The sequence below is a fragment of the Paenibacillus campi genome, from assembly GCF_034659835.1.
In the GTDB taxonomy this organism is placed as follows: domain Bacteria; phylum Bacillota; class Bacilli; order Paenibacillales; family Paenibacillaceae; genus Saccharibacillus; species Saccharibacillus campi.
The window spans coordinates 413177-426123 of sequence record NZ_JAXSQZ010000001.1; the positions used below are offsets into that span (position 1 = coordinate 413177).

Genomic DNA, 12947 nt, shown 5'->3' on the forward strand with positions numbered 1-12947 from the left:
CCGTTTGTTGCCGAGATCATGAAAGCGCTATTTTGGAACAGTAGCACGAATCGTGCTGCTTTTTTATTTTCAAATGTATTCATTGTATGATAGACGAGAGCGCATACATAACGAAAAGGGGATGATGGCATGATGAATATTGATCACGTACAGCAATTGACAGAGCGGTTGGAAAAGGGAATCGGTCAACGGATTGTGGGCAAAACGCGTGAGGTGCGGCTGCTGCTGACCGCGCTGCTGGCGTCTGGACATGTGTTGATGGAGGATGTGCCGGGCACAGGTAAAACGCTGCTTGCGCGCACGCTCGCCCAGTCTGTCCAGTGCCGTTTTCAACGTATCCAATTTACGCCTGATTTGCTGCCTTCTGATTTGACTGGCGGCTATTTTTATAATCAGAAACAATCGGAGTTTGTGTTTCGTCCGGGGCCATTGTTTGCGCATATCGTGCTGGCGGATGAAATTAACCGGGCAACTCCACGTACACAGTCTAGCTTGCTGGAATGTATGGAGGAACAGCAGATTAGTATCGATGGTGAAAGCCATCGGCTAGGCGATCCGTTTATGGTGATCGCCACGCAAAATCCGGTTGATAATCAAGGTACATTTCCGCTGCCAGAGGCACAGATGGATCGATTTATGCTAAAGCTGTCGCTTGGTTATCCGACGCAAGATGAAGGGGTAGAAGTGCTGCGCCGTACGCTTGGCGCACAGATGGAGCGGACAGAGCCGCACAGACATACTGAAACAGTGATGAAATTAAGTGCAGATGAAAATGCAGAGCAACAGCCGCCTACGATCCCATCTACACGTACAGATGACACAACTATACACGATCAAACGGCAAATGAGCCGGTTACACGGCAGCATATTATGGAAGCACGCCGCCTATGCCGCGCCGTAAAAGTACATGACGATCTGCTGCATTATGTGGTACGGATCGCGGAGGCGACGCGCCAGCACAGCGATACAGCACTTGGTGCCAGCCCGCGTGCTACACAGGCATTGCTACGTGCTGCCCAGGCGTATGCGGCGATTCACGGTCGGGATTATGTGCTGCCTGACGATGTACAATCATTGGCGGTGCCGGTACTTGCTCACCGAATCGTATTTCGCAGTCGGCAGCGCAGCGGCAGTGAAGCCGGGCGTGAACTGCTGGAAGCGATTGTTAGCGCTGAACCTGTACCGACAGAGCCAAATGTTGTAAGTGGAGCGCATTAAGATGGCATTATTTTGGTTAATGGTGGTCGCTGTGCTCGTCGTTGCGGCGCAGGCGGTATTATTTGGCAAACATGCGCTGACCAAGCTATTGTATACACGGCGTTTGTCTGCTGCTCAATGTCATGTGGGCGAGCCGCTAGAAATGATCGAAGAACTGGAAAATCGGCGTGCCTTGCCATTGCCGTGGTTGCGTCTGGAAGCGATGCTGCCGGTAGCGTTTCAGTTCGCCGGGTCTGCTGATCTGGTCATTAGTGAAGGAACGGTGTATCAAAATCATCAAAGCCTGTTCAGTCTAGGACGCCAGGTACGTATCGTTAGGCGGCATCGTATGCTAGCACGACAGCGTGGTTGTTACCGGCTCGATAGCGTGTCGATGAGTGTTGGTGATCTATTCGGTCTCGTACGAGTTACGCGACCGCTGCAATTCCAATTGGATGTGAGCATTTATCCAGCGTATTTGCCGTCATATCATATGCCGGAAGCGTACAGCAGCTGGCAGGGTGAGCTTGAAATGCGACGCTGGATCAATGAAGACCCGTTTTTGATGACAGGTGTGCGGCAATATCGTACCGGTGATCCGATGAATCAAGTACATTGGGCGGCAACGGCACGGACGGGTGAATTGCAAGTGTATCAACATGGCTATAGCGCTGATCCGGAAGTGATGATCGTGCTTAATATTGAATTGAGTGAGCAGATGTGGAACACCGTTACCGAACCGGTCGCAGCGGAATATGCAATTAGCTGTGCCGCGACGATTGTTGCCGATTTGCTCGGACGGGGGATGAAAGCGGGCTTTGCCCATAATGCGATCATTCCGTATGAGCAGGAGGAACGTGCGTTTATTACGCCTGCTTACGGTACAGAGCAATTGTATGCGATTTTGCAAATGATGGCGGAGTTGCAGCTCAAAATCCGGCGTCCTTTTGCCCAGTTTATCCGAAGCTTGATGACGGACGATGAGCGGAGTATTCCGACTGATATGTTATTGATTACTCCGTATGTATCGGAAGCGATGGAACTAGTGATCAGCGAACTGCGTGCGCTAGCGATACGGGTGGATGTGCTGTTATTGCCAGAGTTGGACGAGATGAAGCAGCAATACCGCTTGCTCATGCAGCAAGCAGGGGTGGCAGGCACAGGAACTTAGTGTGGATCGTATAATTATAGGTTACACAAATGATGTGCACGTATATATTTGTTCAACTGTGCTAGCGGCTTGTTTCGATTTCATTCGCGGTAGGTATAGCGCTTACTCGCCTTAGTTGTAAATCTACAAATAAGACCGTGCAGTAGTTTCAACATAAATAGTTGACTTTGTGTAGATCACGACTGGTATTTATTTAAAAATTGCCAATTATCTGAGTCTATGATCGTAGCCGTATTGCATATACACGGAAAGGGGGAAAGAGCATGAATGAAGATCATCCTGTTAGTAGCCGTACAGTCGCCAGCATCATCCATATCGTGATGGAACTAGCGGCGATTTATCCGCTGCTTGTGTTACTGGATGCGTATGTGCTACGAACCGGAATGTCGTGGAATTGGGTGCTATTGTTGTTTGGCAGCGCTGGAATCGGCACATTGCTGCGCCCAATGCAGCGCTTGAATGGGCTTGTGACTGGCATTTCGTTTGCCATGTATGCTGTACTCGTTAGTGTTGCACTATATGGCATACTGGCAGCGTCATCGATCGTCACCATATGGCTCGCAGTGAGCGTGCTCGCTGTATCGGCACTACTGCGTGGCATTATGATCGCGCGCGGTAACATGGAGCGACTGTTTCCGATTCGTTGGCAGCTTGTCGCGCTGGGCTTAACATGGATTGTATATATCGTTGCAGGCAGCAGTTCATCGATCGATGATGGGCGCGCAAGTTTATATGTTGCAGGTGCGTTTACGCTGTTTGCGCTGCTGTTTCGTTTTGCCGGTCAGCAGATTGAGTATATTTCGCTAGATGAAGGATTTTCATTTGCTTCATTGCGTGCGGTCATTCAGCGTACACGGCGCTGGACATGGCTAGTCGTCGTATTAATCGCCATTTTGGGAGCGAGCGATCAGCTATCATTGTGGCTGGAACAAGCGTGGAAAGCAGTAGTCGCTTGGCTTAGCAATACGTCAGCACCACCGCCAGCACTGCCAACCGATACGTATACACCGCCACCGCTAGAGCCGCTACAGTTACCGGAAGCAAGTAGCTCCACAACCGATCCGTTTTGGATTGAAAAAATCGCCCAGTTGATCGTGTTGCTGGCAGTTTGCGCATTTATCGGTTGGCTCGGCTTGGTGATCATTCGATTATTGCGTCGTTATGCGCCTAAGCTATATCGCTGGTTGCTGTCATTATGGGAGCCACAGCAGTTGCGGCAAGAAGTTGTCGCCACAGTCGCTTATACGGATGAAGTACAGCAGTTAAACGAACCTGCACGTCATACACGTCGTTGGTTTGCACGTACATACAAACCGTCACAACCGGATGAGCGTGTACGTTATTATTATCGTCAGCTGTTAAGTCGTGCAAGTAAACAAGGCATAACGATCGCTGCTTCGGCAACACCTGAGCGGGTAGGGCGTCAACTTGCGCCAGAACAATATGCAAACCGGTCTACGCTTGTTATGGATGAGAGTGCAAGGCAGACACGCATAGCTGACACTACAGCAGGCACCAAAGAACTAATCGAGCTATACAATCGTGTTCGCTATGATGGGCAACCGGTAGCGGAGCAGGAGTTGGCACAGTGGGAGCAACGGCATCATAGCAGCAACAAGCGGTAAAATGATCGTAATCGTTTCGTTAGGGCTGGACATTAGGCGTAGTAACGTCTATCATAGAATGTAAATAGCTGTGATGAATTGATGCGTTAAAGCGTGTGAGGATTTTTTCTTTACTTTAAACTAGGCGTACAGTATCATGTAGAGAATGAACAGCCTGAAAGGAGATCAACAATGAAACTCAATCCATGCAAGATTGTAGACTGCACGATTCGCGATGGAGGTCTCGTTAACAACTGGGACTTTAGCATCGAATTTGTACAGGATTTGTACAATAAACTGAATGAAGCGGGCGTCGATTATATGGAGATCGGTTACAAAAACTCTCCAAAACTGCTCAAGGGAGCAGAAAGCGCCGGCCCGTGGCGTTTCCTTGACGACGAATTTCTACGTGAAGTTATTCCGCACAAAGGTCATACGAAGCTGTCTGCACTCGTAGACATCGGACGTGTGGACGAAAGTGACATTTTGCCACGTAACGAAAGTATGCTTGATCTAATTCGTGTAGCATGTTACATCAAAGATGTAGACAAAGCGTTACAACTGGTAGAAACATTCCATGAACGCGGCTATGAGACGACGCTGAACATTATGGCATTGTCCAACGTAATGGAAAATGAACTGATCGAAGCGTTCGAACTGATCAAAGAAAGCAAAGTAGATATCGTGTATATCGTAGACAGCTACGGTAGCTTAGATTATAAAGACTTTATTTACCTGGTCGAAAAGTTCAAAAACTATTTGCCAAACAAACGTCTGGGTGTACATACCCACAACAATATGCAGCTTGCTTTCTCCAATACATTAGTTGCAGCCGATAACGGTGTGGAACTGTTGGATGCATCCGTATACGGTATGGGTCGTGCGGCAGGTAATTGCCCGACTGAACTGCTCGTTACCCATTTGAAAAATACGAAGTACACGCTGCGTCCAGTACTGGAAATGATCGACAAGCATATGATCAAGCTGCGTGAAAAAGAAGAATGGGGCTATATCATTCCTTACATGGTCACTGGTACACTGGATGAGCACCCACGCTCTGCAATGGCATTGCGCGCTTCCGATGATAAAGATAACTCGGTCGATTTCTACGATAAGCTAACTACACCTGAAGTGAGCTTTGGTAAACCAGACAAAAATGCATAATAGGCTGCAAACCGGTGTGCGCTATGGCGTAGCACCGGTTTTTGGCTATTGTTATAATAAGATCATCCGTTGTTTTTAATTTATACAAAACAATAGAGATTCTTTTTTAATTCATCTAACTATAATAGAGAAAATAAAAAAGGGTTTACGATGAACAAAAGGAGAGTGAGCTCATGGACGTTCAGGTTTGCTTTAATGGTGAACAAGAAGCAATGCGCAAAGGTGAAATTGATATTTTTTACCAAATATCGGAAATGTAATGGTTCTGGCAATGATTTGTAATAGTTGCGGTGAATCCGTCATACATGAACGCGAAGTTAAAGTTTTGGAAAATGTAATGAGAGCCGTTCAGGAGCAAACGGTAGGAGCTTAAAATGGCTCCTATTTAGTTTCAACGGGAAGGTGATAAGCTCATATACTGTGGAACAATAATGTTTGCTGGAGAACAATCTGCTTGCCAGTTGCTCCAATAATCTTCCCTGTAGGTATGGACTTAGCGGGTAGTTATGTAAAACGCCAACAAATTTTACTTGCAAGCTAGCACGGGATGTGATATATTAATTTTTGTCGCTAAGATTGAATAACTGATTAACGGGATGTAGCTCAGCTTGGTAGAGCACCTGGTTTGGGACCAGGGGGTCGCATGTTCAAATCGTGTCATCCCGATATTTTATAGGCGGGTGTAGTTCAATGGTAGAACTCCAGCCTTCCAAGCTGGTAGCGTGGGTTCGATTCCCATCACCCGCTTTCCAAACAAATGTATAAAAACAAGAGCGCTGTAAACGAATAGACGTTTACGGCGCTCTTGTTTTTGGGTAAAGATTCGTTAGCAGATTGTAACTAGGCTAAAATACCTGTTACATTGCTTGGATGTGTAGGCAAACTTATAGTTTCGAATCAGGGTTTATCCAAATACGAATCAGAATCATGTCAACGAAAAACAAGCGATTGTATCGTATTGGGCAACTCATTAAGCAACTCATTATTCGTTTGGATGCCTATCATAGACCGTTGATTTTTGCGATTGTGATTGCACTGCTTCTTACAAGCTATTGAGCGAATGTTTACGCTACGGATTATGCCGATTCATACCAAAACCGGTCAATCTGTAATAACGGTTGCACATAAAACCCGCAACAGCATCATACGCATAATGCATAAAACATACATTATGTGTTCACTCATCGGAAAAATCATAGATAATACCACTGAATCCAGGAAAAAAGTCCTTATTCAGTGGATCGTAATTCAAGATTGTTTGGGGAAAGGTGAGCCATGAGTAAATATTCCTTTTTTAATGATGCGGTTGAGGCGGCGGGGCATATTACCGATGTGCTCGGCAATCTGCTGAAGGTCAATACGATCTTTGTCGCTAGTAATGATGGGAAAAATAACCGAATTTTGAAGGCGTTCAATCGAGAGGAAATGCTAGTTGGAGAAGGATTAGTACTGCCGCTGCGAGATACGTATTGCAGCCTCGTTTCCGGCAAAGCGGTATATATCCCGCATACGATTGATCATCCGTCTACTTGCCAATTACCGGTAACAGAAGGGCTTGGTGATCATTCGTTTATCGGATTCCCGGTCATTAAGCAAAATGGGACGCTGTTTGGCACGGTGTGTGCATTACATGCGCCAGGTTACGTATTTTCCAAACCCGAAATTCAGGCGTTACATTCGATGGCGATCTTTATGAGTTATGTCGTTGAGCTGGAAAAGCGCATCGATCAGCAATCTGAAATAATCGAATATGAGCAGGAGCGCAATGAAGAACTTCATCGTGATAAACAGCAAGTGGTGGAACGGTATGATGCATTGCAGCAAGTTAAAGACCAGCTTGATTTAAAGCTGCAACACAAGTCCGATACACTCGCTGTGCTCAGTCATGAAATTCGTAACCCGCTCAACGGAATCGCCAGTGTAATCGAATTGTTGGAGACGACCGGATTGTCTCCAGAGCAGCACGCCTATATTCAAATTATTAAAAAAAGCAGTCATACGTTAATGGACCTGCTGAACAATGTGCTTGAGCTAAGCAGGCTGGAATCCGGCAAAATGACGGTCGAAAGCGAACTGTTCGATCTGCCTACCCTTGTGGAGGAGGCGGCGTATGTGTTTGCAGCGAAGGCGCTGGAGCGCAATATTGAGCTGATTATGGATATCGAAGAAGAAATTCCTTTGTTATATGGCGATACACGCAAAATCCGGCAAATTTTAATTAATCTAATTAGCAATGCGGTGAAATTTACCCATGCCGGCGATATTTTGATTCAGGCGGCGGTTGTTGCAGAAGATGATATGATCGTGCCGGGCATCGCATTGGAGCCTAGCGTATCGTTACAGATTAGTATTACCGATACCGGCATCGGGATGGAGCCCAAACAGCTGGAACGTCTGTTTGAACGTTATTATCGTGCTGGGTTAAGGGAGTCGAGTTATAATGGTACCGGTCTTGGACTCGTAGTGTGCAAGCAGTTGATCGAGCTAATGGAAGGGTCGATTGAGGTGAAAAGTGTGCCTGGCGAAGGTAGTGTATTTTCGTTTACATTGCCGGTGTTGCGGCATGAGCTGACAACGCCGTCGCTGCGCCAGCCGCTGCTGCAAGATAAGCGGATTTTGCTAATCGATGATAATGAGAAAGTGCAGTGCTGGATCGGACGGCTAGTGGACGATTGGGGCATGCGACTGCTCGCTACGCATGATGAACAGGAATCGTTACGTTTGTTAAGTCATCCGCAAGCGCTTGATGCGGTGCTAATTGATTATGAATGGATGAAGCTACAGCCGGAGTCGGTACAAGCAACATTACGCCAGTTAAAAACATCGCGAGGTGTGGCGGTGATCTTGCTAGCTTCGCTCGGTACGATGATTGACGATGCCGCCCGCGACTGGTCGACCGGTGTGGTCGTGAAGCCGATGCGGCGTATGTATTTGCTAAATGCGCTCATTTTCGCGCTGACCAATCAGACCGATCCGACAAGCAAGCTCGTTTAGTCAGCTGTCTCTATACAAAATCGGGTCTGGATTTTTCTAAAGCTGCTTATGATCAAGCGGTAACGGATATACGTATTATGAATGAAATGGACACAAATTATTAGGGCGTGCATGCAAACATGGCGTGTTGGGGCATCCATCACTGCGATAAGAAATAAGGTGGCGGGCTCCCGCCTCGCACGGGAATCTACGAAGTAGGAAGAAAGAGTAGATTTCCGTGCTCAAAAGCAGTCTGGTATTTTGCTACGCAAAAACCTTTTTGATTGCACTTCTGCTTGGAGAACGTAAACACTAGAAGCAGTCTGGTATTTTGCTAAGCAACAACATCTTTTCATTGCGCCACATGTTTACAAATCGCAAACAGTAAAGTTCGTCCTTGACTCTTATTTCCCGCAGTGAAGTGCTGCTTGCAGCATGCGAGCTTGCGTACACGCCCTAGCTGCTGCTTAGCGGTTGGCAAGCGCTGTCGATTCTGCTACAATAAGGGTGTCTATGCGCTAGCGAATAGACGATTCCGCAGATAAGAGAGGTAACCATTTGACCAATGAAGTAACGATACGAACGTCCCCATGTACAGAATATGATGTACAGGCAGTTAGCCATTCGTGGCGATGCAGCGGGATTCGTATGCGTATTTTCATCGATAGGACAAATGGGAACTTTAAAGCTGAACGCTGAACTAGTAGCTTGTGATCCAAGTGTGGATTAGTTATAGCTATGAAGTGTCAGCACGGCAAAAGCAGCGGAATGGGCATATTTGCAGTGGCAATAGTATAACCGTATGTACGGTTGATTGCGGTATGCAATCGATAGGGTGAGCTGCCTTTTTTGCACATAGAAGCGATGGGATCGTGTCGAATCGGACATGTATTGCCGTATTAATTTTCCCTTTGTGATCGTTTGAAATGGAGTGCATATCCGAATACATGCTAATCGACCGCGTGGCTGCTGCTGCGCGGTTTTTTGATATGTTCTGCAAGCGGCAGAGGGAGGATGATGGATATGACAACATTGGCAAGTGTGCGTAAGCTGGCGAAAGATTGGAACGGTAAACATATTTTCGAAGCGGTCGATTTGCAGATTGAGAGTGGAGCACGATTGGCATTGCTCGGGCCGAACGGCAGCGGCAAAACGACGCTTATTCGTATGTTGATGGGGGAGGAAAGCCCAACAGCAGGTGAGATCGAGCGCTTTTTACCGTTAGAGCATTGGGATTGGATGCGTCAGGAGGAAGGCGAAGTTGATCCGCATGTGACCGTGCTGGACATTGCCCGACAGGCGAAAAGAGAGCTATGGTCGCTGCGCCAACAGCTGCATGAGCTCGAGCGACAATTGAATAGTGACCATGCTGCACATCAAAATGAATTGACGGCATCGTTAGAGCGATATGGGCGTTTATTGGAGCAATATGAACAACAGGCTGGCTTTCACTGGGAAACCGAAGTGGAGCAACAGCTTCAGCGTTTAGGCATCGGTGCAGAGCTATGGTCGCGCCCATATAGTAGTCTGAGCGGTGGGCAGAAAACGCGTGTACGACTTGCGGCTGTGCTGACGCGTGATACGCAATTGCTTATTTTGGATGAGCCGACTAACCATCTGGATGTGGAAACGATGGAATGGTTGGAGCAGCGGCTGAAACAGTATACTGGAGCGCTGTTATTTGTATCGCATGATCGTGAATTTGTCGATCGGCTGGCGACAGCGGTAGCAGAGCTATCAGCTACAGGCATAACGGTGTATAAAGGCGGTTATATGGCGTATCGGGAACATAAACAGCGTGAGCTGCAAGCGCAAGAAGCACTGTACAAAAAGCAGGAACAGCAGCGACAGGCGCTACAGGAATCGATTCGGCGGTATAGCGAATGGTTTAAGCAGGCACATCATGCAGCGTCCAAACAAAATGAAGTCAAAATTACGGCGAGCTTTTACAAAGCGAGAGCGAACAAAAACATTTCCCGTTATCATGCCAAACAAAAGGCGCTGGAACGACTGGAAGCGGAGCGGGTAGAGCGTCCGCGCGAGGCGGACAAGCTGCATTTTGAGCTGGAAGCGAGTGAATTTCGCGGCAATACGCTGTTGGAGTTGGAGCATGTCTATTTTGGATATGAGCATGCGTTGCATGAGTCGAATACGCTTGGTGTTAAACAGGAAAACGCTCCAAAACGGTGGTTGCTGCACGATCTTAGTTTGCAATTGCACCGGCTGGATCGCCTAGCTGTAATAGGACCAAATGGAAGTGGCAAAACGACATTGTTACGTCTGCTGCTGGACAGCTTACAGCCGCTAAGCGGTCATATTTACCGACATCCGGCGCTGAAGATCGGTTATTTCTCGCAGGAGCTGGAAGGGTTGCCGCAGCAACAGACGCTGCTCGATAGTCTGCTCGTGCTGCCAGGTATGACACGGACAGAGGCGCAAACGATTCTCGGTTGCTTTTTGTTCCGACGGGAAGATGTGCACAAGACGATTGCGCATTTGAGTATGGGGGAGAAATGCCGTGCCGCGCTCATTCGGCTCTATTTTGGCGGTGCAAATGTGCTCGTGCTGGATGAGCCGACTAATTATTTGGACATTTCTGCACAAGAAGTAATCGAGTCGGTGCTACAAGATTTTGGCGGGACGATTGTGCTTGTATCGCATGATCGGATGCTCGTACGACGGCTGGCGAATCGTTTGTTATTGCTCGATGGGACAGGTGGGCATGAGCAGTTTGCTGGCGGAATCGATGAATATGAGCAATTCCGAATGCGCAGACAGCAACAGCAGCAATCCGGTGGCAAACAAGGGGATGATGAGCGGCTATTGTTAGAGCTGCGACTTGCCCAATTAATGGCAGCTACCGAGCAACAGGGGCGGCACAAAACCGGTGTCGCTACCGATTCAGTAGAGCGTGCGGAGAGCGAACGGCAATTGCAGGCGGAGATCAGTGCACTGCGTCGTGAATTGGAACCGTACAAATTCGGCAACAATCGTTGACGGCAAGCAGGGAAGTTTGTACAATGAAATGTATCTTACGAGTCGCTTGTTGAACGATTGGATTAGCTGTTGCACAGATTGTGAACAGAGCGCCAATATGTTGAACGTCGACGTTAACATGCTCGTATCATGTCGGTATGATGAAGCAAGCGACGTTTCGTTGCTGAAACCGCTTGATCGTATCCCGTAATCGATGGAACGATAGGTTGCATGTTTAACGCTAGCGCACTTTGCCGTTACAGGTAGTAGCACGATCATCGCTGGTGAAGCATATGGATATGAAGCACATGGATAGCTGCAACGATGGAGACAAGTACACAGCACTGCCTGACAGGGAGCAAATGCCATAGATTGAGAGCATTTGACAAGGAAAAGGCTGTTGAAATTCACTCCGGAGCAGCTTGTTGAACGATCACATACCGGGCGTAGAGGTTCGTCTGCGCAGACTGACGATGTTGCAGCCGGAATGGGGTTCAGTAGGACAAGCCGGATTAACGATCCGTTATCATCGTTTTGAGCGAGAGACAATGTTTGTGAACCGCTTGCCTGTCATCGTAAGGTGGAGGTGCAGTCATTTCATTTGTCCGATAGCCTTATATGGGGTGAACAGGATGATGATGGAATACGCTGGCAGCAGTTGCAATATTGTTTCTAACAAGGGTGGTACCACGGTCTTTTCGTCCCTTACGGGAGAAAAGGCCTTTTTTTGTTGGTTTGCGGGGCTTTTATACGACTAGGCAGCCAGCAGGATTGTACAAGCACGCTGAAAGGGGAATTTATAATGAGCGAAATAGTTCAAATGCAAGAGCAGTTGCTGGCGCTAAAGCAAGAGGCGCTGGACGTGTTGGAAAAGGTTGAGACTCCGAAGGAACTCGCTGATCTGCGCGTTAAATATTCCGGTAAAAAGAGTGCACTGACCGAGATTTTGCGCGGGATGGGCAAGTTAAGTGCAGAGGAGCGTCCGGTCGTCGGTCAAGTTGCCAACGAAGTACGCGAAGCGATTGAAGAAGTGATCAATCGCAAACAGGAACATTTTGTACGCGCCGAGACGGATGCACGTCTGCAAGCGGAACAGGTCGATGTTACATTGCCAGGTCGTCCGCTAGCACAAGGCGGTATTCATCCGCTAAACAAAGTGATCGAAGAACTGGAAGATATTTTCCTTGGCATGGGTTATCGGGTTGCAGAAGGCCCGCAGGTGGAGACCGACTATTACAACTTTGAAGCGCTCAATCTGCCGCAAAACCATCCGGCACGCGATATGCAAGATTCGTTTTATTTGACCGAAGATTTGTTAATGCGTACGCAAACGTCCCCGATTCAAATTCGGGCGATGGAAGCCGCCAAAGGTCAAGCGCCGCTAAAAGTCATTTGCCCAGGTGCTGTCTATCGCCGTGATGATGACGATGCGACCCATTCGTTCCAGTTTCATCAGATCGAAGGGCTTGTGATCGATAAAGGGATTCGGATGAGTGATCTGAAAGGTACGTTGCTGCAATTCGCCCGCGAAATGTTCGGTGAGCAGACTGAAATTCGTCTGCGTCCAAGCTTTTTCCCGTTCACCGAGCCAAGCGTTGAAGTTGACGTCACATTTACAAAGAAAAATGGCGAGCGGATTTGGATCGAAATTCTCGGCTGCGGGATGGTGCATCCAAAAGTGCTCGAAATGGGTGGCTTTGATCCTGAAGTGTACAGCGGTTTTGCTTTTGGTATGGGCGTGGAGCGGATTGCCATTTTGAAATACGGGATCGATGATATCCGCCATTTCTATAGCAACGATATGCGTTTCTTGAAGCAATTTTCCCGTATGTAAAATAACAATATAAATAAACATGGAACGA

7 protein-coding genes and 2 tRNA genes are annotated in these 12947 nt (G+C 47.7%); all 9 read left to right on the forward strand.

Annotated elements, in window-relative coordinates; all coding sequences use genetic code 11:
• Positions 1-132: 132 nt before the first annotated feature.
• On the forward strand, positions 133-1218 hold the full coding sequence (locus U1I11_RS01600) for an AAA family ATPase (RefSeq protein WP_322904459.1): 1086 nt from the start codon (positions 133-135) through the stop codon (positions 1216-1218).
• Between the two features lies 1 nt (position 1219).
• Positions 1220-2368 (forward strand): DUF58 domain-containing protein, encoded by a 1149-nt coding sequence (locus U1I11_RS01605; RefSeq protein WP_322903247.1) that lies wholly within the window; start codon positions 1220-1222, stop codon positions 2366-2368.
• Positions 2369-2631: 263 nt separating this feature from the next.
• Positions 2632-3993: a DUF4129 domain-containing protein gene (locus U1I11_RS01610; RefSeq protein ID WP_322903249.1), complete on the forward strand. Its 1362-nt coding sequence runs from the start codon at positions 2632-2634 to the stop codon at positions 3991-3993.
• A 171-nt stretch (positions 3994-4164) separates the two neighbouring features.
• Positions 4165-5136 (forward strand): aldolase catalytic domain-containing protein, encoded by a 972-nt coding sequence (locus U1I11_RS01615; RefSeq protein ID WP_322903251.1) that lies wholly within the window; start codon positions 4165-4167, stop codon positions 5134-5136.
• A 592-nt stretch (positions 5137-5728) separates the two neighbouring features.
• Positions 5729-5802, forward strand: a tRNA-Pro gene (locus U1I11_RS01620).
• 10 nt (positions 5803-5812) lie between these two features.
• A tRNA-Gly gene (locus U1I11_RS01625) sits at positions 5813-5883 on the forward strand.
• Between the two features lie 528 nt (positions 5884-6411).
• A complete protein-coding gene (locus tag U1I11_RS01630; protein WP_322903252.1) occupies positions 6412-8130 on the forward strand; it encodes an ATP-binding protein in 1719 nt (572 codons plus the stop codon).
• 1002 nt (positions 8131-9132) lie between these two features.
• Positions 9133-11106 (forward strand): ribosomal protection-like ABC-F family protein, encoded by a 1974-nt coding sequence (gene abc-f / locus U1I11_RS01635; RefSeq protein WP_322903255.1) that lies wholly within the window; start codon positions 9133-9135, stop codon positions 11104-11106.
• A gap of 799 nt (positions 11107-11905) precedes the next feature.
• Positions 11906-12919 carry a phenylalanine--tRNA ligase subunit alpha gene (pheS, locus tag U1I11_RS01640; RefSeq protein WP_322904460.1) on the forward strand — a complete coding sequence of 338 codons (1014 nt, stop codon included), beginning with the start codon at positions 11906-11908 and terminating at the stop codon, positions 12917-12919.
• Positions 12920-12947: the final 28 nt, after the last annotated feature.

Coding starts and splice junctions, on each gene's coding strand:
- U1I11_RS01610 (WP_322903249.1), top strand. CDS start 2,632: ATGAATGAAGATCATCCTGTTAGTAGCCGTACAGTCGCCAGCATCATC.
- U1I11_RS01615 (WP_322903251.1), top strand. CDS start 4,165: ATGAAACTCAATCCATGCAAGATTGTAGACTGCACGATTCGCGATGGA.
- U1I11_RS01600 (WP_322904459.1), top strand. CDS start 133: ATGAATATTGATCACGTACAGCAATTGACAGAGCGGTTGGAAAAGGGA.
- abc-f (WP_322903255.1), top strand. CDS start 9,133: ATGACAACATTGGCAAGTGTGCGTAAGCTGGCGAAAGATTGGAACGGT.
- U1I11_RS01605 (WP_322903247.1), top strand. CDS start 1,220: ATGGCATTATTTTGGTTAATGGTGGTCGCTGTGCTCGTCGTTGCGGCG.
- U1I11_RS01630 (WP_322903252.1), top strand. CDS start 6,412: ATGAGTAAATATTCCTTTTTTAATGATGCGGTTGAGGCGGCGGGGCAT.
- pheS (WP_322904460.1), top strand. CDS start 11,906: ATGCAAGAGCAGTTGCTGGCGCTAAAGCAAGAGGCGCTGGACGTGTTG.